Origin of the sequence: Azospirillum formosense (assembly GCF_040500525.1) — a bacterium.
Taxonomy (GTDB): domain Bacteria; phylum Pseudomonadota; class Alphaproteobacteria; order Azospirillales; family Azospirillaceae; genus Azospirillum; species Azospirillum formosense_A.
The window spans coordinates 1,506,264-1,530,000 of record NZ_CP159403.1; the positions used below are offsets into that span (position 1 = coordinate 1,506,264).

A 23,737-nucleotide genomic window follows, 5' to 3' on the forward strand; every position below is an offset into this window, starting at 1 on the left:
CGCCTGAACCCCGCCCCGCGGGGCCGGGATCACAGCCAGGAAGGGAAGAGGATTTCACCGATGCACTATTCCGGCGACCTCGACATGACGCGGCGCGGCCTCCTGCTTGGGACCGCCGCCACCGCCGCGCTGACGGCGGCGCCGTTCCGGGCGCCGGCGCGGGCGGCCACCGTTGGAGAGACCGCCATGCCACCCCCCGCCACCGGAGCCGACACGCCGTCCCTGTCGCCCGTCCTGTCCAAGGTGACCTTCACCGTGAACGGGCAGCGCCGCGACCTCGAACTCGACACGAGGACGACCCTGCTCGACGCGCTGCGCGAGCATCTGCACCTCACCGGCACCAAGAAGGGCTGCGACCACGGCCAGTGCGGCGCCTGCACGGTCATCGTGGACGGGCAGCGCATCAATTCCTGCCTGACGCTCGCCGTGATGCACGAGGGCGGCAGCGTCACCACCATCGAAGGGCTAGGCCTGCCCGGCACGCTGCACCCCATGCAGGCGGCCTTCGTGGAGCATGACGGCTACCAGTGCGGCTACTGCACGCCGGGCCAGATCTGTTCGGCGGTGGCGATGCTGGACGAGATCAAGGCCGGGGTGCCCAGCCACGTCACCGCCGACCTCACCGCCGCACCGCAGGCGACGGTCGATGAGTACCGTGAGCGGATGAGCGGCAACATCTGTCGCTGCGGCGCCTATTCCAACATCGTCGATGCGATCTCGGACGTCGCACGGAGGGAGGCATGAGACCCTTCACCTACGAGCGGGCGGACTCCCCCGCCGCCGCGGCCGCCGCGGTCGAGCGCCGGCCGGGCGCCAAGTTCATCGCGGGCGGCACCAACCTGCTCGACCTGATGAAGCTGGAGATCGAGACGCCGGCCCATCTGATCGACGTCAACGGGCTGAAGCTCGATACGCTGGAAGCGACGCCGGACGGCGGGCTGCGCATCGGCGCTCTGGTGCGCAACACGGCGCTCGCCGCCGACCCGCGGGTGCGGCGCGACTACGGCGTGCTGTCGCGCGCCCTGCTCGCCGGGGCGTCGGGCCAGCTGCGCAACAAGGCGACGACGGCGGGCAACCTGCTCCAGCGCACGCGCTGCCCCTACTTCTACGACACCGCCCAGCCCTGCAACAAACGCCAGCCCGGCAGCGGCTGCGCCGCCATCGGCGGCTACAGCCGGCAGCTCGCCGTGGTCGGGTCCAGCGACGCCTGCATCGCCACCCACCCCAGCGACATGGCCGTCGCCATGCGCGCCCTGGACGCCACGGTGGAAACGGTGCGGGCCGACGGGACGACGCGGAAAATCCCCATCGCGGAGTTCCACCGGCTGCCCGGCGACACGCCGCACATCGAGACGGCGCTGGTGCCCGGCGAACTGATCACCGCGGTGACCCTGCCCAAGCCGGCCGGCGGCACCCACGTCTACCGCAAGGTGCGCGACCGCGCGTCCTACGCCTTCGCCCTGATCTCCGTCGCGGCGGTGGTGCAGCGCGACGGCGGCGGCCGGGTGGCGCTGGGCGGCGTGGCGCACAAGCCGTGGCGCGTCGAGGCCGCCGAGGCCGAGATGCCGCGCGGCGCCAAGGCGGTGACCGCCGGGCTGCTGGCCGATGCGAAGCCGACACACGACAACGCATTCAAGCTGACCCTGGTCGAGCGGACGCTCGCCTCGGTGCTGGCCGAAGCGAAAGGCCAGGGAGAGCGAAAGGCTGAGACACCATGAAGTTCGACACTCCCGCGACCACCAACCCGATCGACCAGCTGAAGGTGGTGGGCAAGCCGACCGACCGCATCGACGGGCCGCTGAAGACCACGGGAAAAGCCACCTACGCCTATGAATGGCACGACGTGGCGCCGAACGTCGCCTATGGCTGGGTCATCGGCTCGGGCATCGCCAAGGGACGCATCGCGTCGATGGACCTGGAGGCGGCGAAAAAGGCCCCCGGCGTCGTCGCCATCGTCACGGCGGAGAACGCCGGCTCCCTCGACAAGGGCAAGCGCAACGCCGCGACCCTCCTCGGCGGGCCGGAGATCGAGCATTACCAGCAGGCCGTCGCCCTGGTGGTGGCCGAGACCTTCGAACAGGCCCGCACCGCGGCGGGGCTGGTGCGCATCGACTACACCCCCGCGGACGGCGCCTACGATCTGGCGGCGGTCAAGGACAAGGCGGAGAAGACCAAGGACGGCGATTCGGTGGTCGGCGATTTCGCGGGCGCCTTCGCGGCGGCTCCCATGAAACTCGACGAGACCTACACCACGCCGGACGAGAGCCACGCGATGATGGAGCCGCACGCGACCATCGCCGCCTGGGAGGGCGACCGGCTGACCGTCTGGACCTCCAACCAGATGATCGACTGGATGGTGACCGACCTGTCGGCGACGCTGAAGATGCCGAAGGAGAAGGTGCGCGTCATCTCCCCCTTCATCGGCGGCGGCTTCGGCGGAAAGCTGTTCCTGCGCGCCGACGCGCTGCTGGCGGCTTTGGGCGCGCGGGAGGCCGGGCGTCCGGTCAAGGTGGGGCTGTCGCGGCCCCTGATGATGAACAACACCACGCACCGGCCCGCCACCATCCAGCGCGTCCGCATCGGCGCCACGCCGGACGGCACGATCACCGCCATCGCCCATGAAAGCTGGTCGGGCAACCTGCCCGGCGGCTCGGAGGAGACGGCGTCCGACCAGACCCGGCTGCTCTACGCCGGGGCCAACCGCCTGATCGGCAACCGCATCGCCACGCTCGACCTGCCCGAAGGCAACGCCATGCGCGCGCCGGGCGAGGCGTCGGGCATGATGGCGCTGGAGGTCGCTATGGACGAGATGGCGGAAAAGCTGGGCATGGACCCGGTGGAATTCCGCATCCGCAACGACACCCAGACCGACCCCGCCGACCCCAACCGGCCCTTCTCACAGCGCCAGCTCGTGCAGTGCCTGCGCCTCGGGGCGGAACGGTTCGGCTGGGCGAAGCGCAACCCGAAGCCGGGACAGGTGCGCGACGGGCGCTGGCTGGTCGGGCTGGGCATGGCGTCGGCCTTCCGCAACAACCTGCTGACCAAGTCGGCGGCGCGGGTGCGGCTGGACCAGCGCGGGATCGTGACGGTCGAGACCGACATGACCGACATCGGCACCGGCAGCTACACCATCATCGCCCAGACCGCGGCGGAGATGATGGGGGTCGGGCTGGACAAGGTGGCGGTGCGGCTCGGCGATTCGAGCTTCCCGGTGTCCGCCGGGTCGGGCGGCCAATGGGGCGCCAACAACGCCACCGCCGGCGTCTACGCCGCCTGCGTGAAGCTGCGCGAGGTGGTGGCCCAGCGGCTCGGCGTCAACTCCGCCGACGCGCGGTTCGAGGACGGTCAGGTGATCGCCGGCAACCGCAAGGTTCCGCTGGCCGAGGCGGCGGGGGCCGACGGCCTGTCCGCCGAGGACGGAATCGAATACGGCGACCTCGACAAAAAGTACCAGCAGTCGACCTTCGGCGCCCATTACGTGGAGGCGGCGGTGGACGCCGCGACCGGCGAGATCCGCGTGCGGCGGATGCTGGCGGTCTGCGCGGCGGGCCGCATCCTGAACCCGAAATCGGCGCGCAGCCAAGTGATCGGCGCCATGACCATGGGCGTCGGCGCCGCGCTGATGGAGGAGCTGGCGCTCGACAAGCGGAGGGGCTTCTTCGTCAACCACGACCTCGCCGGCTACGAGGTGCCGGTCCACGCCGACATCCCGCACCAGGAGGTGATCTTCCTCGACGAGACCGACCCGATCTCCTCGCCGATGAAGGCCAAGGGGGTGGGCGAGCTGGGCCTGTGCGGGGTGGGCGCGGCGGTCGCCAACGCGGTCCACAACGCGACGGGCCTGCGGGTGCGCGAGTACCCGATCACGCTCGACAAGTTCCTCGACCGGCTGCCCGCCATGGGATGAATCGCGGCGGAGTTTGGGTACGCCCCGGACTCCGCCGCGTCTTTTTCACAGGGTCCGTGACGCTCGACGGACCCCCGCCCCCCCGAAGCCGTTGCACCAGTTTCCCAAAGCGCCATAGAACACGCCCGCCATCATATCCACGTATGGCGCACATCAGGCTGAGGGACGCAAGGCATGGCACGACGGAGAGGCGGAGCACCGCGGGGGAGCCGGAGGGGCCGCCCCCTGACGCTGGGCGGACTGGTCGCCGTTCTGCTGGTGCTCGCCGCGGTCTACACGGCGGAGCGCTTCCACCTCATCCCGCCCGGCACGCTGGATTCCATCCTCGGCGAAGAGAAGGCCCAGCGCCAGCGCCCGATCCCGCGCCCCGTCCCGGACGCCAGCATCGATTACGCCGCCGTCGCCGCCCAGCTCGACCGCATCCAGGTGACGGAGGAGCGGCGCCGCGGCTATGTGCGGGACGAGTGGCCGCACTGGCTGACCATCGGCTCCAAATGCCTGAACACACGGGAGCAGGTGCTGATCCGCGACTCCGCGAAGCCGGCGACGCTGTCGGCCAACGGCTGCTCGGTGCTGTCCGGCGTCTGGAACGATCCCTACACCGGCGAGACCTTCACCGAGCCGAAACAGGTGGACATCGACCACCGCGTTCCGCTGGAGGAGGCGTACGCCAGCGGCGGCTACGACTGGCCGCGCGAGAAGCGCGCCGCCTACGCCAATGACCTGAGCGACCCGCTGACTCTCGTCACCGTCTCGTCGGCGGCCAACCGCGCCAAGGGGTCGAAGGGGCCCGAGGACTGGCTGCCGCCGCGCGAGGCGTACATCTGCGCCTATGTGGCGGGCTGGATCGCCGTGAAGGCGCGCTGGGAGCTGACCATGGACGAGCGGGAGCGCGTCACCGTCGGCAACATCCTCTCCGACTGCCGCCGCACCGCCGTGGGGGCGCGGCCCGCCCGCTGAGCGCCTTTCCGACCATTCCATGCGCCGGTATGCCCCGTCCGCGGCCAATGTCACTTTTGAAACCTGGCCGAAGTTGTTAGAACCTTCGTAGGCGGTCTTCCTGACGGAACGGCGGCGGGATGTTGCAGGGAGTGGCCGGGCGTCATGGCGAGGGAACGCGGTCTGCGGACGACGGTGGCTTTGACCGGCGCCGTTCTGGTCCTGGGCGTCTCCGTCGTGCTGGCGGCACTGACCGGTCTGCGCTCCCGCGAGCGGATCGAGAGCGAGATCGGGCATTCGCTGGCGGAGGCCGCGCACAACATGGCCGACCGGCTGGACCGCTCCATGTGGTCGCGCGCCAGCGAGATCAGCATGCTGGCCAAGCTCGGGATCACGCCGGCCATGGGCGACCCGGTCCGGTTGCGCTGGCTGCTGGAGCAGTTCCAGGCGTTCTTCCCGACCGTTTCCTGGATGGGCGTGACCGACACCAAGGGCAAGGTGCTGGCCGCCACCGGCGGCTTGCTGGACGGCGTGGACATTTCCAAGCGCCCGGTCTTCCAGAACGGGCAGAAAACGCAGTTCGTCGGCGACGTGCACGACGCGGTGATGCTGGCCTTCCTGTTGCCGAACCCGACGGGCGAGGCCATGAAGTTCGTGGACATCTCCACCCCCGTGCACAACGAGCAGGGCGAGGTCGTCGGCGTGCTAGCAACCCATCTGAGCTGGGAATGGACGCGCGAGATCCGCCGCTCCCTGATGGACACCATGCGGGGCCGCGCGGAGCTGGAACTGGTCGTGGTGGCGGCGGACCGCACTGTGCTGCTCGGCCCCCGCGAACTGCTCGGCACTCCCCTCGACATCGAGGCGGTGCGGCACGCGCAGAAGAACGAGAGCGGCTGGATCGTCGAACGCTGGCCGGACGGACAGCGCTACCTGACCGGCTACGCCTACGGCAAGGGCCACCTGAGTTATCCGGGCCTGGGCTGGAGCGTGGTCGCCCGCCAGCCGCTGGCCGTCGCCTACGCCCCGGCCACCGCCCAGATGATCGAGACGGTGCTGGCCGGCGGGGCCATGGTTCTGCTGTTCAGCGTGCTCGGCTGGATGGCCGCCGGGCGCGTCACGCGGCCGCTGCGCCGCATCGCCCAGGCGGCGGAACGCATCCGCAGCGGCGAGCGCGGGGCGGAGATGCCGGTGCTGGGCGGCAGCGCCGAGATCACCTCGCTGTCGGCGACGCTGCGCGATCTGGTGGACGGGCTGACCCACCGCGACGCCGCCCTGGTGCGGCTGGAGGACATCGCTTATCAGGACCGGCTGACCGGCCTGCCGAACCGCCGCTATTTCGAGCAGTATGTGGAGGCGACCACCGCCGGCAACGGCTCCGCCGCCTTCCTCTACATCGACCTGGACGGCTTCAAGCCGGTGAACGACCGGCTGGGCCACGACGCCGGCGACCTCGTGCTGCGTCAGGTGGGTGAACGGCTGGCCGCCTGCTTCCGCGGCGACGACGTGGTCGCCCGGCTGGGCGGCGACGAGTTCGCGGCGGTGCTGCCGCAGCGCGCCGGGGCCGAACCGCCGGACCTGGATGGGCTGGCCCGCCGCATCATCGATGCGGTGAACGAACCCGTGAGCATCGGGGGCGAGGCGGTGCGGGTCGGCTGTTCGCTCGGCATCGCGCTGTGGCCCGAGGATTCGTCCGACGTGGCGGAAACCCTCCGCCGGGCCGATCAGGCGCTCTATCAGGCCAAGCGCGCCGGGCGCAACCGCGGCATCCGCTGGACGGCCGATCTGCCGCCCGCCCCCGCCGGAAGCCAGGGCATAGCCGCGGAGGCGATGAGGAACGCCGCGTCCTAGGCCCCGCGGTCAAGCACCCGCCAAGCGGGGAACCGCGTCCGGCGGGCGCCCGGCCAGCGGTGGGTAAGGCGGTTGCACGCTGGAGCCTCGGACCTCTTCTGCCGTTTCATGTCCATCGGAGCACGACTCGGACGGCCATGGCGGGAGATTGGAAGATGAGCCTCGACACCAAGGGACAGCGTGCCCGCATGCTGCGTCTGCTCGCCGTCGTCGAACATTACGAGCGCAACAGCGCGGCGGGCGCGCAACTGATGCGCGGCACGCGCTACGAGCTGGCCGTCCAGGCCACCGACGTGAACGGCGACCGCTGCCTGTTCCCCGCCTGCGGCTGCGCCCAGGCCGACTGCTCGCGCCAGCCGCCCGCCGGCCCGCAGTTCAATTGGTGCGGCCCGCGCGGCGGCTGGAAGATGCGGTGAGCCTCCGCGAAGGAGATCAGTAATGGGGCGGGGGCGGCTCGTCCTGCGGCGCGCGGGAAACGCCGGACTCCAGCTCCGCGATCCGGTCGCGCAGGCGGCGCATCTGCGCCGTCATGAGGTCGAGGGTCCGACCCTGCTCGAACAGCACGGCGGACATCTCCTCGGCCATGCGCTCGTGATGGGCGAGGCGGGATTCCAGCTCGGTCAGGCGGCTCTCGGCGTCGGCGTCCATGGGTGGCCCTGCGGTGTCGCGGAAGGGACAGAGCTTTAGAACCGCTCCGCCGGGCAAGGCAAGATCAATGCGCCATCAACGCGGCCGGCATCGCAGCCGGCATCGCAGCCGGCATCAGTGCAGCCGGTCCCCGGCGACCACCCAGCGCTCGACGATCTGAAGCGCCTGCGGCACGTCCAGCTCCGGATGATGCCAGCGCAGCACCACCGTGGCGGCCTCCAGCGCGTGGCGGTCGGGGCGCCCGCAATCGACCAGTTCGCGGTAGGCGCGCTCCACCACGGGGCGGCAGCCGCAGACCGCGGCCTCGCAGGCGGCGAAACGCTCCGCCGGATCGCGCTCCGGTCCGCCTCTCCGCTCCGCCGCCATCAGGCCGTCTCCGGACCTTTGCGCTGGATGCGGCGCCCGAAGATCTCAAGCCGCTGCCCGATCATGTCGAAGCCGAGATGGCGGGCGATGCGGGTGACCGCGGCCTCCAGCTCCGGGTCCTGGAACTCCACCACCTCGCCGGTCTCGATGTCGATCAGGTGATGGTGGTGGTCGCCGCGCGCCTCCTCGTAGCGGGCCCGCCCGTCGCCGAAATCGTGGCGCTGGATGATCCCGATCTCCTCGAACAGCCGCATCGAGCGGTAGACGGTCGCCAGGCTGATGCCCGCGTCGATCGCCGCCGCGCGGCGGTAGACCTCCTCCACATCGGGGTGATCGGCGGCTTCCGACAGGACGCGGGCGATGATCCGGCGCTGGCCGGTCATCTTCAACCCCCGCTCGGCGCAGGCGCGTTCCAGACGCGACGGCAGGGCTTCTTCGGGCGTGGTCACGGGGCCGGTCCTTTCCGATGCCTAACCCATGGACTCAAGAGATGGAGAGGAAAGCCGGCAAGGACAACGGTCATCCGTATGACCTGCCTTTAGACCTGGACCAATGGCCGCCACCCCGGCCCATGGCATCGGGCGGAACGTCGTCCAGGGAGCAGAGGGACACATCCATTGCGCTGCCGCATCACCGCCCGATACCCCCGATGACCCGGACGGGTTCCCCCACCGGGACGCCGCAACCCACCTTCCGCCACCGCGTTTTTTGTCATGCTCATCCGTACATGATGCAGATGCCGGAACACAGGGAAGATCGGATGAGATCAAAGATTTCGAAACATCTATCCAATCCCATTCTCTGCACGTAAACATTCGAAGCCGCCCCTTCCATCAACATCCCCCGGGAAGACCGAGCCCATGGACATGAGGACTCTTGTTGAGGACGACGGCGACCGCATCGATATCACCCTGCAGCCTCTGGACAATCAGAGAGAATTTGAAAAGATTTGGATTGATCTGGAGGAGCGCGCCGACGGCTCCTTCTTCCTGAGCTGGCAGTGGATCGGCAACTGGCTGGCCTCCCTGCCCCGCGGCACGCGCCCCCACGCGCTGGTGGCGCGGCGCGGCGGGCGGATCGTCGGGCTGGCGCTGCTCTGCCCGCGCACGCAGTGGCGCTTCGGTCTGCTGCGCACGCGCTGCTGGCTGCTGCACGAGACCGGCGAGCGGACCTTCGACCGGCTGTTCGTCGAGTACAACGGCATCCTTGCCGACCGGAGCTGCGCGGACGCCGTGCTGGCCGCCTGCTTCGACTGGCTGGGGCGCCGCCTGACCAATTGGGACGAGCTGTTGCTGGGCGGGCTGGAGCCGCAGGCGGAGGCGGCGGTGCGGCTCGCCGCGGCGCAGCAGGGCCACGCGCTGCAGGTCCGGGTGGCCGACAGCTGCCAGTGGGTGGATCTGGGGGACGTGCGCCGTCAGGGCGCCGGCTATCTCGCCAGCCTCGGCAAGAACACCCGCGCCGCAGTGCGACGGGCCATGCGGCTCTACGCCGAGCGCGGCCCCCTGACCTACCGCGTCGCCGCCACGGCGGAACAGGCGCTGGAGGACTTCCACGCCATGGAGATCCTGCATCAGGCGAGCTGGAACGCGCGCGGCCAGTCCGGCGCCTTCTCCAACCCGGCCTTCCGCCCCTTCCATGAGCGGCTGATCGCCGGCGGCGTGCCGGCGGGCACGGTGCGGTTGTGCCGGGTCAGCGCCGGGGACGCGGTCATCGGCTATCTCTACAACTTCGTCCATCGCGGGCGGGTGATGAACTACCAGGGCGGTTTCGCCTACGAGGCCGACAACCGGCTGAAGCCCGGCCTGGTCGCCCACGTCCTGGCCATCGAGGACACGCTGGCCCGCGGCGAGGACTGCTACGACTTCATGTCCACTCCGGCGGGGCACAAGCCGCTGCTGTCCAACACGGAACAGCCGATGAACTGGATCGCGCTCGGCCCGGACCGGCTAAGCCGCCAGATCGACACCCGCCTGCGCCGCGTCAAGGCCGGGCTGACCGACCGGATGAGGCGGCTGATCCGCAGCCCGCTGCCCCTGATGAACCGCTGACTCCGTCAAGACCAACGCCGCAACCGCAGGGCCGCCGACGGGGCGGTCGGAGGATGCCGAAAATGAGAAACACCCCTGCCAACTCCGCCCTGGCCTGCGTAATGGGCGACATGGACATGGTGCGCCCGCTGGGGCTGGCCGGACTGCGCTGCGCCGTGGTCACCCATCCCGGGGCCCCCGCCCTGCACTCCCGCTTCACCAAGGACGCCATCCTGTGGGACGACCCGGCGCGCAACCCGGACGGGCTGGTCGAGGTGATGATGGCCTTCGCCAAGGACCAGCCGGAGAAGCCGGTCCTCTATTTCCAGGACGATACCCAGCTCCTGCTCGTCTCGCGCAACCGCGACCGGTTGGCCGAAGGGTTCCGCTTCGCCATCGCCGACGCCGAACTGGTCGAGGATCTGGTGGACAAGGGCCGCTTCCAGGCGCTGGCCGAGCGGCTGGACCTGCCCGTCCCGGCGACCCGCCGCCTCTTCCCGACCCGCGAGGCGGCGCCCGACGTGGTGGACCTGCGCTTTCCCCTGATCGTCAAGCCGCTGACCCGCCGCCGGGTGTGGGACGAGGCAGACGGCTTCGCCAAGGCCATCCAGGTCGATTCCGCGGACGAGCTGCGCTCCCTGTGGCCGCGGCTGGCGGCGGTCGGGCTCGACCTGCTGGTGCAGGAAATGATTCCCGGCCCGGAGACCCGGATCGAGAGCTACCACGTCTATGTGGACGAGAGCGGCGGCGTGGCCGGGGAGTTCACGGGCGCCAAGATCCGCACCTACCCGCTCGCCTACGGGCACAGCACCGCCCTGACCATCACCGACGCGCCGGACGTGGCGGCACTGGGCCGCTCGCTGACCGAGCGGCTGGGGCTGCGCGGCGTCGCCAAATTCGACTTCAAGCGCGCCCCGGACGGCGCGCTGCATCTGCTGGAAGTCAATCCGCGCTTCAACCTGTGGCACCATCTGGGGGCGGTGGCCGGGGTCAACCTGCCGGCGCTGGTCCACGCCGACCGGCTCGGCCTGCCGCGTCCGGCGGTGGGCAAGGCGCGGGCCGGGGCGCGCTGGTGCCACATCACCAAGGACCGGCTGGCCGCCAAGGACAGCGGCCTGTCGATGGCCGCGTGGCTGCCCTGGGTGCTGGGCTGCGAGGCGAAGGCCATCGCGCTCGACGACCCGATGCCCTTCCTGCACAACCAGCTCGCCCGTTTCCTGCCGTCGCGCGCCCCCCACGACGCGCCTGGCGGCGCGATGAAGGCCCAGTGAGGGTGGCGCGGCGATGAGGATCGGCATCCTGTCGGACATCCACGCCAACCGCGAGGCGCTGGAGGCCACGCTGGCCGACATGAGCGGCGCGGGGGTGGAGCGGGTCGTCTGCCTGGGCGACGTGGTGGGCTACAACACCGACCCGTCGCCCTGCATCAGCCTGCTGCGCGAGGCCGGGGCGGTCTGCGTCGCCGGCAACCACGACCGCGCGGTGACCCGCCAGATCCCCACCGACGGCTTCAGCGTCCGCGCCATCCGGGCGATCGCCTGGACTCGCAAGCGCCTGCCGCCGGAGGACGTCGCGTGGCTGTCCGCCCTGCCGCTGAAGACGAATGTCGGCGACCAGCTCGTTGCCGTCCACGGGGCGCTTCATGTGGACCGCGGCTGCGAGCTGGTCCGGCTGAACAGCGAGGACCGGATGCGGCGCACCGCGCAGGCCCTGCTCGCCCACCCCTCCGGCGCCCGCATCTGCGCCTACGGGCACACGCACCGGCTCGGCATCCACGAATACCGCAACGGCGAGCTGTGGGAGCACGACCCCGACAGCGAGGTCGTCCTGCGCGGCGGCTCCTGCTACCTGCTGAACCCCGGCACGGTGGGGGAGCCGCGGAGCGAGGAGCGGCGCGCGACCTGGATGCTGTTCGACACCGCCCGGCGGACGGTGAGCGTGCGGCGGGTCGCCTACGACGACCGCGCGGCCTTCGACAAGACGCGCCGGGCGGGGATTGAACCGCGGCGCCTGCTGTCCATTCCGGCGCCGTTGCGCTCCGCCCTTCAGGGGGGGCTCCGGCGGATGGGGATTTACGAGATGGTGCGGCGGGTCATCAACTCGTGACCCGTTTCCTCACTGAACCGTCGCCAGCATCAGCAGCGACGCGCCGAGCGGCAACAGGGCGAGCAGCAGCTTGAGCATGGGTCCGGCCATCGGGGTCTCGCAAGGGGGCTTCCAACGCGCGCGACTGTAGCCGGACGACGGGCGACTTTCTGTGACAAATGCCACAACCCAGCCATCCCTTCCCACCTCCTGAAAAATTTTCCTTTTGATCCAATCTCTCGGCAAATCCGTATCAACTCTTCGGTGCTACCGTCGGTTCCGCCGCGGGATGGGCTTTCGGCGGCCGGCGGCATCCAACAAGTCTTCGACGACACGGACCGGCGGGAGTGTGGACAATGAACTGGTTCCGAAACGCCAAGGTCGGCCTTCGGCTGATGCTGAGTTTCTCCAGCATCCTGGTGCTGATGGTCGCGCTGGCGGCCATCGCCATCTACAAGGTCAACAGCATTAACGACAGCCTTTCCACCATCAACGACGTCAACAACGTCAAGCAGCGCTACGCCATCAACTTCCGCGGCAGCGTGCATGACCGGGCGATCAGCCTGCGCGACGTCACGCTCCTGTCCGACGCGGCGGGGCTGAAGGCCGAGCTCGCCACCATCGACCGGCTGGCCGCCGACTACGCGCGCTCGGCCGAGCAGCTGGACCGCATGTTCGCCGTCGGCACCCACATCACCGCCAGGGAACGGGACATTCTCGCCTCCATCAAGGAGATCGAGGCCAAGACCCTGCCGCTGGCCCGCGCCGTCATCGAGGCGCGCCAGGCTGGCGACACCGACCGCGCCGTCAAGATCCTGGTCGAGCAGGCCCGCCCCGGATTCACCGAGTGGCTGGCCCGCATCAACGCCTTCATCGACCTCCAGGAGGCCGAGAGCCAGGCGGTGGCGAAGCACGCCCGGACGGTGTCCGAGAGCTTCCAGGTGCTGATGATCTCGCTGTGCGCGGTGACCGTCCTGCTCGGCGCCGGGCTCGCCTGGTGGTCGATCCTGACAGTGCGGCCGCTGCGCCGCCTGACCGACACGACGCTGAAGCTGGCCGAGGGCGACCTGACCATCGAGGTGCCGCAGGCGACCAGCCGCGACGAGGTTGGCGAGATCATCCGCGCCGTGCAGGTCTTCAAGGACAACATGGTCCGCGCCCGCCGCATGGAGTCGGAGAAGGAGGAGACGGAACGCCGCGCCGAGGCCGAGAAGCGCGAGGCGATGAACGGGCTGGCCGACCAGTTCGAGCGCAGCGTCGGCTCCATCGTCGAGCTGGTGTCCCACGCCGCCGCCGAGCTGGAAGGCGCCGCCCAGACGCTGAACGCCACCATGGAGCGCGCCACCGACCAGGCCGGCACGGTCGCCGCCGCGGCGACCCAGGCGACCGCCAACGTGGAGTCGGTGGCGGCCGCCTGCGGGCAGCTCGCCGGGTCGGTCAGCAGCATCGGCCAGCAGGTCCGCCAGTCCGCCGACATCGCCAACCGCGCCGTGCGCAACGCCGAGGACACCCAGGCGACGGCGGAAGGGCTCGTCAGCACCTCGCAGAAGATCGGCGAGGTGGTGCAGCTCATCAACTCGATCGCCCAGCAGACCAACCTGCTGGCGCTGAACGCGACGATCGAGGCGGCGCGCGCCGGCGAGGCCGGCAAGGGCTTCGCGGTGGTGGCCAGCGAGGTGAAGAATCTCGCCAACCAGACCGCCAAGGCGACGGAGGACATCACCGCCCAGATCGCCGGGGTTCAGGACGTGACCCTGCGCACCGTGCAGTCGATCCGGGAGATCGCCCAGGTCATCGGGGAAAGCAGCCAGATCGCCGACGACATCGCCCAGGCGGTCGAGCAGCAGGGCATCGCCACGCAGGAAATCGCCCGCAACGTCCAGCAGGCCTCGGCGGGCACCGCGGAGGTGTCGGGTGCCATCGTGCAGGTCAGCGGCGCCGCCTCGCAGGGCGGGACCGCGGCAGGCCGCGTGCTGGGCAGCGCCCAGGAGCTGAGCCGCTCCGCCGCACGCCTGCGGACGGAGGTCAGCGGCTTCCTCGCGAAGGTCCGCGCGGCGTAAAGAGGCGAATATCCCCTCTCCCGCCCCGGGAGAGGGTGCCCGCGGCAGCGGGCTCTCGCGCTGGCTGAAAGCCAGCGCTGACGCGGCAGGCGGACCTTCGGTCCGCCGAGAGCGGGTGAGGGTCGTACGAGGATCAAACCCTGATCCTTGCCTGCACCCTCACCCTTCCCGCGCGTTGCGCGGGCCCCTTCCCTCTCCCGGGGCGGGAGAGGGAGCAGGATGCGATGGCCTTGTCAGGACCTCACGCCGGGGAGCGGTCCTTGTACTTCACGATGACGTACAGCGCGTGGATCATGCCCGGTATGTAGCCGAACAGGGTCAGCAGCACGTTGATCCAGAACTGGGCGCCAAACCCCACCTGGAGGAAGACGCCGACGGGCGGCAGCAGAAGCGCCAGTATGATGCGTATGATGTCCATGCCGCGATAACGCTGCCGCCCCGCCCCCGGTTCCCTTCGCCCCGGCGCGATCCTCAGCCCAGCAGGCCGATCTGGTCGAAGGGCAGAGGATCGAACCCGTGCTGGTACACCGCGGAGCCCGCCACCGGCGCGAAGTTGTCGTGCGCGGCGTCGGTGAACTGCGGGTCGAAGGTGAAGGACCCCTTGTCGTAGCCGGCGGCCTGCCACTGCGCCAGCGTGCCGGTGGCGCCGTTCGCCATCACCTGCGGCCAAGCCTGGAACAGCGCCTCGTTGGGGTCGAGGTCGGCGTAGAAGTTGCCGGTGAAGGTCCCCGCCGTCTTCGGCCCGTCAAGGGCCACGGCCCGGCCGTCGCCGGCGTCCACGATGTTCTGGGTGATGGTGTTGTTCGCCATCGGCGAGCCCTTCCAGCCGCCCCAGCCGACGCTCTGCTGCAGACCGATCTGGGTGCCCAGATTGTCGGCCAGGATGTTGTCGGTGACCGTGTTGTTCCAGCCGCCGTGCAGGAAGATGCCGCCGACGTTGTCGTGGACGACGTTGCCCTTCACCGTGGTGCCGCTGGTCCAGTCGTCCAGATAGATGCCCCAGCTCACCAGCTTCGTCGGGTCGAGGAAGGTCGGGGAGACCTTGCCGTCCCAGGTCACGTTGCCGAAGGCGGTTGTGCCCGACACCTCGTTGTAGGCCACCGTGTGCCCGGCCAGATCCTGCTGGCGGTTGATCAGGTAGATGCCGCCGCCGTCGCTGGTCTCCTGGTTGGCGCCGATGATCTTGTTGTGGGTGATCGTCGCCCGGTAGGTGGCATCGCCCGAGGCCTGGACGGAGCCGACCGCGATGGCCTTGCCCGGCGTATCCTCGATCTGGTTGTGGGTGATGGAGACGTCGTTGCTGCCGTTCACCCACAGCGCGTCGCCGCCGTGGTCGACGGCGCTGGCGTGCTGGATCAGGTTGTCCGACACCTTGGTGAAGTTGGACCCCGCCTTGACGTAGACGGCCTCGCGCCCGGTCTCGGCGAAGTGGTTGCCGGTGACGGTGCTGTTGGCGCTGCCCTCCACCGTGATGCCGTAGCCGGTGTTGGTGACGGTGTTGTTCTTGAAGGTCAGCCCGGCGGCGTTGTTGGCGTAGACCGCGTGGCCGTCCGGCGCGCCGTCGGTCAGGGTCAGCCCCTCGATCGTGACGTTCTTGGCGCCGCCCAGCCCGACCAGCACGGGGAGCTGCGCCGCGACCACCTTGTGCCCGGCGACGGCCCCGCCCTCCGGCTTGAACAGCACCTGGTTGGACGCCTTGTCGAAGAACCATTCCCGCGGGGCGTCGAGCTGGTCCTTGCCGTTGAACAGGTAGAAGCGGCTGCCGGCGCCGAGCGCGTCGTAGGTGCCCTGGGCCAGCGTGATGGTGTTGCTGGCGTAGTCGATGCTCTTCACCGGCACGGTCATGTTGTCGTAGCCGTGCTGGCTGAAGACGCTGACCATCAGCCCGTCCGTGTTCGAATAGGTCGGGATCGCCCCCGCCTTGAAGCCGAACTGGGTGTAGGCGTCGGCCCCGGCCTTGGTGGCGATCAGCCAGCCGCCGTCGATGGGGTGGCTGGGGTCGGCGTTGGGCGTGCGGGCCACCGTCTGGCGGTCGCCGTCCATCGATAGGTCGAGCACCGCCTTGGAGCCGCCGGGAAGCTGCGCGCTGTAGAGGCCGTTGCCGCGCGACACCCAGTTGTCGACCAGGGAGCCGCCGTGGAACACCGGCTTCTCGCTGCCGTAGGCGGCGAAGCGGACCCCGCTGTCCTGGCCGTCCAGCCAGAGCATGTCCTTCATGTAGTAGTCGCCGCCGCGGACGTAGGTCACGTCGATGTTCGGGTCGGCGCGCATGGCGTCGCGGGCGGCGGTCAGCGTCGCCTTCGGCCCGTCGGTGCCGGCCGCGTTGGGGGCGGCCAGCTTGCCCGACCATTTGTCGTTGCCGTTGGTCGCCACGAAGAAGGCCGGCCCGGTCGGGGCGGGGGACGGCGTCGGGGTCGGGGTGGGCGTGGGGGCCGGCGTGGACCCGCCGGTCGCGAAGAAGCTCTTGTCGGCGTCGACGACCAGCGTGCCGTTCCACCACAGGCCGGACTGGCCCTTGACCACGTCCTTGCCGTCCAACGCACCCTTGTCGTAGGTGACGATGCTGTCGGTGGCGGCGACGGACTTGCCGTTGATCGTGACCTTGTTGACGATCAGCGAACGGTCCTGCCCGTTCACCACGGCGTCGTTGTCATACTGGATCTGCACCTTGTGCGCTTGGTCCGGTGCGACGTTGGCGGTGAAGCTGTAGTCCTTGGCCGCGGTGCCGACCGTGCCCTCGCCCACCTTCTTGCCGTCGACCAGCAGGTTGAAATGCGCGTTGGTGCCGCCCGCCGCGATGCCCTGCGCGTTCACCACGAAGGTCGAGGTTCCGGCGACCGGCGCCGCCGGGGCGGGAAAGTCGGAGGCCGGGGTGTCCACCACCAGCGTGCCGTTCCACCACATCCCCGACTGGCCCTTGACCACGTCCTTCCCATCCAACGCGCCCTTGTCGTAGGTGACGTTGGCGTCGGTCGGCTTGTGGGTCTTGCCGTTGATGGTGACCCCGCTGACGATCAGCGAGCGGTCCTGGCCGTTCACCACGGCGTCGTTGTCGTATTGTATCTGCACCTTGTGCGCCTGCGCCGCGGTGACCGGCACCGTGAAGCTGTAGGCGGTCGGGCTGCTGGCGTTGACGGTTGCCTGGCCCACCTCGACGCCGTCGATCAACAGGCGGAAATGCGGCCAGATGCCTCCGGCGGACTGCCCATAGGCACTCACGACAATCTTGGCGTCGGTCTTGCCCGTGGTGGTCGAAGCCATTGGATGGTTCCCTCGCTCTTATGCTCAACGGCCGCGAGCATGGCGGGGCCGGCCAGACATTTGTGCGCCATTTTGATAACAGGCGAGGGGCACCGGGTCCGTGCTTCTATCCGCCACCGCCTATAACGGGAGAGGCGGTTGAGCGGGAGTTATACGCACCAAAGCGCAGGCTCCCCCGGATTAAAGCGAAGCCTTACGTGTTGATGGCTTATACGGAACCAAGAGGCAGAGACCCCATGAAGAAGATCGCTGTTACCGCCTTTGTCGCCCTGTCGCTTGCCGCCTGCCAGAGCGGCGGCAGCGGCATCGGGACCAAGCAGACGGTCGGCGCGCTTGGCGGCGCGGCGGCCGGCGGCGTGATCGGTTCGCAGTTCGGCGGCGGCACCGGCAAGCTCATCACCACCGGTGTGGGCACGCTGCTCGGCGCCTATCTCGGCAGCGAGCTTGGCCAATCGCTCGACCGCGCGGACGAGACCTACGCCCAGCGCGCGGCCACCCAGGCCTATGCGGCGCCGATGGGCTCGACCATCCAGTGGAACAACCCGGAATCGGGCAACCGCGGCACCATCACCCCGATCCGCGACGGCCGCGACAACTCCGGCAATTATTGCCGCGAGTACCAGCAGACCGTCTATGTCGGCGGCAAGGCCGAGCGTGCCAACGGCACCGCCTGCCAGCAGCCGGACGGCACCTGGCGCATCGTGTCCTAACACCCGGCACGCCCCCTGCCCCGGCCGACCCTTCCGCAAGCCGCGGAAGCGGCGGCCGGGGCGGGAGCCCACGCCGCATCCCCGGAGTCACGACGCCGGAGTCATGATGCCGGAGTCATGATGCCGGAGTCATGATGCCGGAGTCATGACGCCAAGGTCACGACGCAGGAAGCGCGGTCAGCCGGATCGCCACCTGTTTGGTGTGCGGGCTGACGGCGATGATCTCCCAGGCCGCACCGGACCCGGCCACATATTCCAGGAATGCGCGGTACTCGTCCTCGCGCCACGTCCGGTTCCCGATGAACTCGTCGAAGACCAGCACCGTCCCCGCCCGGAAGCGCGGCGCCAGGGCCGTCAGCACCGTCCGCGCCGACGAGTAGATGTCGCTGTCCACATTGACGAAGCGCACCGCGCCGTCGTGGGCGGCCAGGAAGGGCGGCAGCGTGTCCTCGAACCAGCCCGCGTGCAGCACCGCGTTGCCGCGCACCGGCGGCAGGCTCTTGCCCGTGCTGAGCACGCCGCGCGGCGCGTTCACCCAGCCTTCCGGCAGCCCCTCGAACGAATCAAAGCCGTGCACGGCTTGGCCGGCCATGTCGGCGATCTGGTTCAGCGAGGTGCCGCGGCGCACGCCGAACTCCAGTACCAGACCGAGCACCTCCGCCCGCTCCAGCGCGAAGCGCAGCAGGTCCGCCCCGACGCCGAAGAGCCGGACGTCCGGTGCCAGATGCGGGCGGATCGCCGCCACCGCCTCCACCAGGGCCAAGCGCTTCGGCTGACCCGCCAGCTTCTCGCCATGCAGCGCCGCGGCCTCCGCGTCGCGGCCCAGCAGCAGCAGGTAGGCGCACAGGAAGCCCCAGTATTTGCCCGCCGCGCCCGGACACTCCGCAGCCCGACGCAGGCGGCGCAGCGCGTCCTCCACCCCGTTCAGGCCCAGCGCCACGGCGTGGCTGCCGAACCACGCGGCGGCGTGCTCCGGATCGTCGGCCAGCCGCTCGTCGAAGACCGCCAGCGCGCCGGCGGCGTCGCCGAGATGGGCGAGGCTGACCGCCCGCTCATAGAGGATGTCCGCCGAGCGGTTCCCGGCGGCCAGCGCCTCGCCGGTCACCCGCAGGGCCTCCTCGTAGAGGGCGTCGCGCCGGTAGGCGCCGGCCAGCGCCTCGCGGAGGCCGGGGAAAGCCGGATCGGCCGCCGCGACCCGCTCCAGCCAGCGCACCGCCTGGAGGCGGTCCCCGCCCGCCAGAACGGCCTGGGCGAGACGCTGGAGGGTCTCCGCATGGGCCGGCTCGCGCACCAGGGCGCGGCGCAGCGCGGCGGTGGCGGCCGCAGCATCGCGACGGCCGAGCGCGGCCAGGCCGGTCAGCCGGTCGCGCTCGGCGGATGCGCCGGCCTCCGGCGCGGAGTCCCGCAGCAGGCGCGCCGCCTGCCGGAAATGCCGCGCCTCGATCAGGCGGCGCGCCTCGGTCAGAACCTCATCCACGGGAAAAACCTGTCGGTCGGGCATGGTCGGAAGGGCGCAGAGATGCCCTGCGTCGGTGCCGGGATGCAAGCGCCGCCTGCGGCTGATGCGGGGGTGCAGGAAAAGAAATGCCCCCTTCGATATTTTTCCCTTTGACAGGGGGGGCTCTGGATTGCTATTCACCCGCTCCCGCCGGACGCTGCCGTAGCTCAGTGGTAGAGCACTCCCTTGGTAAGGGAGAGGTCGAGAGTTCAATCCTCTCTGGCAGCACCATGGGGCCGTAGCTCAGATGGGAGAGCGCCTCGTTCGCAATGAGGAGGTCAGGGGTTCGATCCCCCTCGGCTCCACCAACTTCTTCGGCGGTTGGTTGGTTGACTTGAGTAAGTTGGGTAAGGTTGAATTTAGTGCTTGCTTCGGCGGTCTTTGTTCTTTAGAAGGTCGCCTACGACGCGGGTGTAGCTCAGTTGGTTAGAGCGCCGGCCTGTCACGCCGGAGGCCGCGGGTTCAAGTCCCGTCACTCGCGCCACTTTCTTGTGGTTCAGGTCAAGTTTGGTTTGGTATCTCGCGGTTTGGTCCTGTAGCTCAGCGGGAGAGCACTACGTTGACATCGTAGGGGTCACTGGTTCAATCCCAGTCGGGACCACCATTGGGGGATCGTCTAGCGGTAGGACAGCGGACTCTGACTCCGCCAGCCTAGGTTCGAATCCTAGTCCCCCAACCAACTTCCAGGTCTTCCCTTTATAAAAAAGCTTCCACTTGGTCGCGCCGCTTCTGCAACGGCTTGCGGATGGCGTTCATGACCGTGTGACCCAAGTGTTGCCCGAGGCACCACCAGCTCCGTCGGAGCACCGCGCCAGGGCCCAAGCCGCGCGTCACCTCCATCATCAAACCTGGCACCGGGGCCTCCGTGTTCCGTCCGACCCGCAACCAGCGTCCCCACGCGGGCGACCTGAGCTTGCCGCTTCTCGGCACGGACATCCTACAAGCAGCCCGGCACACCGCTCTTCGGTGCGATCTTGCCCGTCCTATCCACCACGAACACCCCACCTACAGGATCGCGGCGCGGCCGCCATGGGACGATGACGAGGCTTCACCCGTCGCGACCGCTCCCCGGATCACTGACGCCATCGACGGAGTTCCTCCGGGAAGCCGCAACAGCGCATGACGGTCAGGAACGCCGACCCTCGAAGGTGATTATCCAATCCTCGCAGGTCGGGCCGCGACCGTGTTCATGGTTTCCGGAGATGACGACATCGCTGAAGCCGGCGGTCTCAAGAGCCAGTTGGAACTCGTTGATCCCCCACCAGCGGAGCGTGAACAACTCGAGTTCGGTCTCGACCAGGCGACTGTCGCGCCATCGCTCATAGCGCAGGTGCGACACCTTCCGCTGGGCGATGTGGTCAATGGTGACCGGCTGCTCCTGCAAGGTGATCAGGTCGCCGTCCCCGGTTGGCCAGCTCCGGAGCCGGGCGCCGCCCCCGATAAAGTCGCTGATGGGATCGAGGTCCAGGATCAGCCGCCCACCGGGCGCGAGATGGTTGTGAAAGCGCTTGAGCACCATCAAAGCGTCGGTGAAATCACCGATCAGCTGGAAGGAGCCAAGCGGAACGACGATGGCGTCGAACGCGTGGTCGTAGGCGAAATCCTCAAACCGCATCCGGTCGAGGCGAGGAGACAGATTGCGCGCACGGCAATGCGCGCGGCAACGCTCCAGCATTTCCTCGGACGCATCGAAGCCCTCGACGGACAGGCCAGCTTCAACCAACGGAATCAACAAACGCCCATTGCCGACTCCAGGCTCCAGAATGGGCCCTCGGCAGTCCGACAGTCGGCTGAGATAAAACTCCATCTCCGTTCCAAAGGTGCGGCCTATGGGTTTGTCGAGATCGTAGACGAGAGCGGCCAGACTGCCGTAGCGGTTGTTCATACACCCCTCAACGTTGAGTGTTCTGGAATCGAAGCGGGAAGTGTGCACCAGGGCATCGGATTCGTCTACGAACAGTTCCATTTGTCTGACGCCCCCATGGCATGCCTGCCGGGTCGGCAAGATGGGTGCCGGCGGCATACGTCCGCCGTCTTCTAACCGGCCTCCCGCTCCTTCCAGATGCCGCCTTGCAGGCGCGGCAACGATCCGGGACCTCCCTCGACCAATACATCCGCGTCCGGGACGCCCTGCTGACCGAAGCCCAGACGATCCTGACACAACTCGATCACCGTCCCGGCAACCAATCCCCTCCCCCGCCCGCGGCGGGGGAGGGTTAGGGAGGGGGCGAGGCGAGACCGCAGCCCATCGACCACCCGGACCCAACCGGGCGCAACGCAAAACCGGCGCCTCCCGTTGGGAAAGCGCCGGTCCTGTCGTTCATGAAGCCGATTGTCAAGCGTGTTTGAGCCCTGCTGCGTCCGCGTCCATGGATGGTGTGGCGTGTGCCGTGGTGACCTGGCGGCGACCTACTCTCCCACGTCTTAAGACGCAGTACCATCGGCGCTGAGGCGTTTCACGGCCGAGTTCGGAATGGGATCGGGTGTTGGGAGCCTCGCCATGACCACCAGGTCACCAAGGCACACGCGAACCATCCGGACGGGACGGCAGAGGGGTATCGTTGATCGAGGACGTGTTGTGCGTTCTTGCGGTGTTGGCTCGTTGCGTCCAGGGCTTGCCGCTGCGCGCGGGCCGCCACTGGGAAGGATCAAGCCGATCGAGCGATTAGTAAGGCTCAGCTTCAGGCGTTGCCGCCCGTCCACATGCCTCCTATCGACGTGATGGTCTGTCACGGCTCTCAAGGGAGTTCTGGTTTAGAGGTGGGTTTCCCGCTTAGATGCTTTCAGCGGTTATCCCGTCCATACTTAGCTACCCGGCCATGCCACTGGCGTGACAACCGGTGCACCAGAGGTATGTCCATCCCGGTCCTCTCGTACTAGGGACAGATCCTCGCAAAACTCCGACACCCACGGCAGATAGGGACCGAACTGTCTCACGACGTTCTAAACCCAGCTCACGTACCACTTTAATCGGCGAACAGCCGAACCCTTGGGACCTGCTCCAGCCCCAGGATGTGATGAGCCGACATCGAGGTGCCAAACGACTCCGTCGATATGGACTCTTGGGAGTCATCAGCCTGTTATCCCCGGCGTACCTTTTATCCGTTGAGCGATGGCCCGTCCACATGGAACCACCGGATCACTATGGCCGACTTTCGTCTCTGCTCGACTTGTCTGTCTTGCAGTCAGGCGGGCTTATGCCATTGCACTCGACGAGCGATTTCCGACCGCTCTGAGCCCACCATCGCGCGCCTCCGTTACGCTTTGGGAGGCGACCGCCCCAGTCAAACTACCCGCCATGCAGGGTCCCGGCTCCGGATGAACGGAGCGCGGTTAGATGCCAGAGACCTCAAGGGTGGTATTTCAAGGATGGCTCCACCCGAGCTGGCGCCCGGGTTTCCTAGCCTCCCACCTATCCTACACATGAGATCCCTAGCACCACTGCAAAGCTGTAGTAAAGGTGCACGGGGTCTTTCCGTCTGACCGCGGGTACTCCGCATCTTCACGGAGAGTTCAATTTCGCTGAGTTGGTGTTGGAGACAGCGGGGAAGTCGTTACGCCATTCGTGCAGGTCGGAACTTACCCGACAAGGAATTTCGCTACCTTAGGACCGTTATAGTTACGGCCGCCGTTTACCGGGGCTTCAATTCGGAGCGTGAACCCCTCCTCTTAACCTTCCGGCACCGGGCAGGCGTCAGACCCTATACGTCGCCTTGTACGGCTTCGCAGAGCCCTGTGTTTTTAGTAAACAGTCGCCACCCCCTGGTCTGTGCCCCCGCCATGGCTTGCGCCACAACGGGGCCCTCTTCTTCCGAAGTTACGAGGGCAATTTGCCGAGTTCCTTCAACACCATTCTCTCAAGCGCCTGGGTATGCTCTACCAGTCCACCTGTGTCGGTTTGGGGTACGGTCTGATGCGGGGGCTGTTTCCTGGAACGGGTCCCCAGCCGGGCCAATCCGATAAGGCCCGACACGCTTTCCCATTCGTCACACACCCGCTGGCCCACGACTATTAACGTGGTTCCCATCGACTACGCCTTTCGGCCTCGCCTTAGGGGCCGGCTCACCCTGCGTGGATTAACCTTGCGCAGGAACCCTTGGACTTTCGGCGACAGTGTTTCTCACACTGTTTGTCGCTACTCATGTCAGCATTCTCACTTCCGATACCTCCAGGCGGCCTCACGGACACCCTTCGCAGGCTTACGGAACGCTCCGCTACCACGTGATCAGAGATCACATCCGCAGCTTCGGTACACGGCTTGAGCCCCGATACATTTTCGGCGCAGGCCGGCTTAACTAGACCAGTGAGCTATTACGCTTTCTTTAAAGGATGGCTGCTTCTAAGCCAACCTCCTGGTTGTCATGGCCTTCCCACATCCTTTCCCA

Annotated in this window: 18 protein-coding genes, 5 tRNA genes and 2 rRNA genes (1 of these 25 running past the window's edge); 16 read left to right on the forward strand and 9 right to left on the reverse strand. The window is 68.3% G+C overall.

The features are described from left to right. The first annotated feature begins 60 nt into the window (after positions 1 to 60). The 6 genes from paoA to ABVN73_RS20005 all read left to right on the forward strand — a co-directional run bounded on the left by paoA (position 61) and on the right by ABVN73_RS20005 (position 7,113). Positions 61 to 744 (forward strand): aldehyde dehydrogenase iron-sulfur subunit PaoA, encoded by a 684-nt coding sequence (gene paoA / locus ABVN73_RS19980; RefSeq protein ID WP_353859982.1) that lies wholly within the window; start codon positions 61 to 63, stop codon positions 742 to 744. Beyond that, positions 741 to 1,718 (forward strand): FAD binding domain-containing protein, encoded by a 978-nt coding sequence (locus ABVN73_RS19985; RefSeq protein WP_353859983.1) that lies wholly within the window; start codon positions 741 to 743, stop codon positions 1,716 to 1,718. Before paoA ends, ABVN73_RS19985 begins: the two co-directional genes overlap by 4 nt. After that, on the forward strand, positions 1,715 to 3,907 hold the full coding sequence (paoC, locus tag ABVN73_RS19990; protein ID WP_353859984.1) for an aldehyde oxidoreductase molybdenum-binding subunit PaoC: 2,193 nt from the start codon (positions 1,715 to 1,717) through the stop codon (positions 3,905 to 3,907). Before ABVN73_RS19985 ends, paoC begins: the two co-directional genes overlap by 4 nt. A gap of 174 nt (positions 3,908 to 4,081) precedes the next feature. Continuing rightward, positions 4,082 to 4,867: an HNH endonuclease family protein gene (locus ABVN73_RS19995; protein WP_353859985.1), complete on the forward strand. Its 786-nt coding sequence runs from the start codon at positions 4,082 to 4,084 to the stop codon at positions 4,865 to 4,867. Between the two features lie 144 nt (positions 4,868 to 5,011). Further along, positions 5,012 to 6,697 carry a GGDEF domain-containing protein gene (locus ABVN73_RS20000; RefSeq protein WP_353859986.1) on the forward strand — a complete coding sequence of 562 codons (1,686 nt, stop codon included), beginning with the start codon at positions 5,012 to 5,014 and terminating at the stop codon, positions 6,695 to 6,697. Positions 6,698 to 6,852: 155 nt separating this feature from the next. After that, positions 6,853 to 7,113 (forward strand): hypothetical protein, encoded by a 261-nt coding sequence (locus tag ABVN73_RS20005; protein ID WP_353859987.1) that lies wholly within the window; start codon positions 6,853 to 6,855, stop codon positions 7,111 to 7,113. A gap of 16 nt (positions 7,114 to 7,129) precedes the next feature. Here ABVN73_RS20005 and ABVN73_RS20010 read toward each other — a convergent pair whose 3' ends face one another. The 3 genes from ABVN73_RS20010 to ABVN73_RS20020 all read right to left on the reverse strand — a co-directional run bounded on the left by ABVN73_RS20010 (position 7,130) and on the right by ABVN73_RS20020 (position 8,160). Then, positions 7,130 to 7,345, reverse strand: a complete 216-nt coding sequence (locus ABVN73_RS20010) for a SlyX family protein (RefSeq protein ID WP_353859988.1) — start codon at positions 7,343 to 7,345, stop codon at positions 7,130 to 7,132. Between the two features lie 114 nt (positions 7,346 to 7,459). Then, positions 7,460 to 7,711 carry a hypothetical protein gene (locus ABVN73_RS20015; RefSeq protein ID WP_353859989.1) on the reverse strand — a complete coding sequence of 84 codons (252 nt, stop codon included), beginning with the start codon at positions 7,709 to 7,711 and terminating at the stop codon, positions 7,460 to 7,462. Further along, the gene (locus ABVN73_RS20020) at positions 7,711 to 8,160 is read right to left on the reverse strand and encodes a Fur family transcriptional regulator (RefSeq protein WP_014197677.1); all 450 of its coding nucleotides are present in this window, start codon (positions 8,158 to 8,160) and stop codon (positions 7,711 to 7,713) included. Before ABVN73_RS20020 ends, ABVN73_RS20015 begins: the two co-directional genes overlap by 1 nt. Positions 8,161 to 8,577: 417 nt before the next feature. Between ABVN73_RS20020 and ABVN73_RS20025 the strand changes: the two genes are divergently transcribed. From ABVN73_RS20025 to ABVN73_RS20040, 4 genes are all read left to right on the forward strand, one after another. Next, on the forward strand, positions 8,578 to 9,759 hold the full coding sequence (locus ABVN73_RS20025) for a GNAT family N-acetyltransferase (RefSeq protein ID WP_353859990.1): 1,182 nt from the start codon (positions 8,578 to 8,580) through the stop codon (positions 9,757 to 9,759). 62 nt (positions 9,760 to 9,821) lie between these two features. Next, positions 9,822 to 11,009 (forward strand): ATP-grasp domain-containing protein, encoded by a 1,188-nt coding sequence (locus ABVN73_RS20030; RefSeq protein ID WP_353859991.1) that lies wholly within the window; start codon positions 9,822 to 9,824, stop codon positions 11,007 to 11,009. A gap of 13 nt (positions 11,010 to 11,022) precedes the next feature. Further along, positions 11,023 to 11,844, forward strand: coding sequence for a metallophosphoesterase family protein (locus tag ABVN73_RS20035; protein WP_353859992.1), 822 nt, complete (start codon positions 11,023 to 11,025; stop codon positions 11,842 to 11,844). A 335-nt stretch (positions 11,845 to 12,179) separates the two neighbouring features. Then, positions 12,180 to 13,883 (forward strand): methyl-accepting chemotaxis protein, encoded by a 1,704-nt coding sequence (locus tag ABVN73_RS20040; RefSeq protein ID WP_353859993.1) that lies wholly within the window; start codon positions 12,180 to 12,182, stop codon positions 13,881 to 13,883. Positions 13,884 to 14,124: 241 nt separating this feature from the next. On the opposite strand, the gene ABVN73_RS20045 is transcribed toward ABVN73_RS20040, so the two are convergent. Next, positions 14,125 to 14,301, reverse strand: coding sequence for a YqaE/Pmp3 family membrane protein (locus ABVN73_RS20045; protein ID WP_353859994.1), 177 nt, complete (start codon positions 14,299 to 14,301; stop codon positions 14,125 to 14,127). A gap of 53 nt (positions 14,302 to 14,354) precedes the next feature. Beyond that, positions 14,355 to 17,144 carry a carbohydrate-binding domain-containing protein gene (locus ABVN73_RS20050; protein WP_353859995.1) on the reverse strand — a complete coding sequence of 930 codons (2,790 nt, stop codon included), beginning with the start codon at positions 17,142 to 17,144 and terminating at the stop codon, positions 14,355 to 14,357. 236 nt (positions 17,145 to 17,380) lie between these two features. Between ABVN73_RS20050 and ABVN73_RS20055 the strand changes: the two genes are divergently transcribed. Further along, positions 17,381 to 17,854: an RT0821/Lpp0805 family surface protein gene (locus tag ABVN73_RS20055; protein ID WP_353859996.1), complete on the forward strand. Its 474-nt coding sequence runs from the start codon at positions 17,381 to 17,383 to the stop codon at positions 17,852 to 17,854. A 157-nt stretch (positions 17,855 to 18,011) separates the two neighbouring features. Here ABVN73_RS20055 and ABVN73_RS20060 read toward each other — a convergent pair whose 3' ends face one another. Continuing rightward, positions 18,012 to 19,331 carry a class I SAM-dependent methyltransferase gene (locus ABVN73_RS20060; RefSeq protein ID WP_353859997.1) on the reverse strand — a complete coding sequence of 440 codons (1,320 nt, stop codon included), beginning with the start codon at positions 19,329 to 19,331 and terminating at the stop codon, positions 18,012 to 18,014. Positions 19,332 to 19,508: 177 nt separating this feature from the next. Between ABVN73_RS20060 and ABVN73_RS20065 the strand changes: the two genes are divergently transcribed. From ABVN73_RS20065 to ABVN73_RS20085, 5 genes are all read left to right on the forward strand, one after another. Beyond that, positions 19,509 to 19,583, forward strand: a tRNA-Thr gene (locus ABVN73_RS20065). A gap of 1 nt (position 19,584) precedes the next feature. Continuing rightward, positions 19,585 to 19,660 (forward strand) — tRNA-Ala (locus tag ABVN73_RS20070). 99 nt (positions 19,661 to 19,759) lie between these two features. Next, positions 19,760 to 19,836, forward strand: a tRNA-Asp gene (locus tag ABVN73_RS20075). A gap of 45 nt (positions 19,837 to 19,881) precedes the next feature. Then, positions 19,882 to 19,956, forward strand: a tRNA-Val gene (locus ABVN73_RS20080). Between the two features lies 1 nt (position 19,957). Continuing rightward, positions 19,958 to 20,031: transfer RNA gene (locus ABVN73_RS20085), tRNA-Gln, on the forward strand. Positions 20,032 to 20,478: 447 nt separating this feature from the next. On the opposite strand, the gene ABVN73_RS20090 is transcribed toward ABVN73_RS20085, so the two are convergent. The 3 genes from ABVN73_RS20090 to ABVN73_RS20100 all read right to left on the reverse strand — a co-directional run. Next, the gene (locus ABVN73_RS20090) at positions 20,479 to 21,318 is read right to left on the reverse strand and encodes a class I SAM-dependent methyltransferase (protein WP_353859998.1); all 840 of its coding nucleotides are present in this window, start codon (positions 21,316 to 21,318) and stop codon (positions 20,479 to 20,481) included. 430 nt (positions 21,319 to 21,748) lie between these two features. After that, positions 21,749 to 21,864, reverse strand: a 5S ribosomal RNA gene (gene rrf / locus ABVN73_RS20095). Positions 21,865 to 21,996: 132 nt separating this feature from the next. Continuing rightward, positions 21,997 to 23,737: ribosomal RNA gene (locus ABVN73_RS20100) — 23S ribosomal RNA — on the reverse strand; it runs 1,005 nt beyond the window's last position.